Below are 1785 nucleotides of genomic sequence, written 5' to 3'. Positions count from 1 at the left end.
GGCACCACATTTAACATCACAACTACAGCAAATTATTTAGCGACAGTTGGCGGTAGTTATACACTCAATAGCACTGGCGCTACCAGCATTACGGCGGGTGCCGCTTCGAACTTTACTACCTTGGCAGGGGGACTAGTTTTGAACGGCGCAGAAGGCGTAAGTATTGCTGGTAATGCCAGTGAGATTGATTTAACCACGTCAGGCGCACTAGATCTTAATTCTGGTGCCCTAACGTGGGATGGCTCATCAGCCAACCTGACTTCTTCTGGCGTCTTTAATATTTCCCAGGGCGCATCTTCCACTTGGACGCTGAATAATAATGTTAATGCTTTGAACTTTGACGCCAATACTTTAACTATTGACGCCTTGAATAATAGAGTGGGGATTGGCTCGACTTCGCCTTCAGCAACTTTAGATGTTGCCGGTACAGCTCATTTGCGTGGAGCAGCTGGTCAAACTGGTTTATTTGTTAGTTCTGCAGGCTTCGTCGGAGCAGGCACCACGGCACCAGCAAATCCATTATCAGTTAACGGCGCCTCTTCTTTTGGCACTTATGCAAATACCGTTGCCCCAGCTAATGGTTTAATTGTTAGTGGTAATGTGGGAATTGGTACCACGGCGCCAGGAACTAAATTGCAAGTACAAAATGGTGATATTACTATTAATACAACTGGTGGAACGGCAAATTTATTAATACTTGCTCAAGGAAATAGTGATGCTACTCCATTTTTATCTTCAACGGAAACCGGTGAAACTTACGGCTGGGGATTCTTTGATCGCAGTACTGAGGGAAATTTCCAACTACAGAAAAAAACTGGTGGCGCTTGGACTAATGTTATTACCATTGATAGAAATAATGGTAACGTTGGTATCGGTACCACCGTTCCCATTTCTTTATTACAAGTTGATAATGGTGGTACTTTCACTTTTGCCAAGGGTATATCTCTGGGTAATGGTGATAGTGGATGGTATGAAAGTGCGGATAATGTTATCCGCATGTCTTTGGGTGGTACGCAGCGGTGGACATTTAGCGGCGATAGTTTGTCAGGCTCTTACGGAGTTGGTACAGCCAATATGTTAAACGTGTTGGCCAGCGCCACGGTACCAGTCTTTACTTATAGCGGAGATACAAATACTGGTATTGGTAGCGCTGGTTCCGATATAGTATCAGTCATAGCAGGCGGTAATAATGTTTTGAATGTTACTTCGAGTAATGTCGGCATTGGGACGACGACGCCAGGTTTTAGATTGGTAGTTAAAGGTGCCTCTGATAACGAAAGTGTTTTAACAATCAATAAAAACTCAACTGGTTCGGATAGAATTTTATTGAACTTAAATAATGGAGTTGGTGAAATATCTTTAAAAAATGATTCATCCGCAATTACAACATTATTGTCTGCTAATGGCAGTAGTTATCTAAACGGTGGCAATGTTGGCATCGGGATGACGAGCCCACAAAATAAATTGGACATTTTGTCAGCGTCCGGAAACGTCATTAATGTTCAATCTTCTTCAGCTACGCCGGTTGATATGTTGGTGATTCAAGGTTTGGATGCTACAAACACAAATTTAAAATTAAAAAGAACTTCTGGCGCAATGTTGGCGAGTCTCTATGATACTGGCGCCACCAACGATGGAGCCTTAGCATTATATGATGGCAGTGCAGCTCAGCAGGTTTTCCTAAGAGGACAAGGCAATAGTTATCTAAACGGTGGCAACGTCGGCATTGGCTCGACTTCGCCTTCAGCAACTTTAGATGTTGCCGGTACAGCTCATTTGCGTGGA

At 43.5% G+C, this 1785-nt stretch carries 1 protein-coding gene; it reads left to right on the top strand.

What is annotated here, in order from left to right:
- Positions 1 to 1785 (top strand): hypothetical protein (locus tag COX77_03365; protein PIZ98811.1); only part of this gene is annotated, 1785 nt, incomplete at both ends.

Source organism: Candidatus Komeilibacteria bacterium CG_4_10_14_0_2_um_filter_37_10 (genome assembly GCA_002793075.1).
Classification (GTDB): domain Bacteria; phylum Patescibacteriota; class Patescibacteriia; order UBA1558; family UBA1558; genus UM-FILTER-37-10.
The sequence above is the reverse complement of the archived record's forward strand: the minus strand, read 5'-3'. Positions and strand labels throughout refer to the sequence as shown.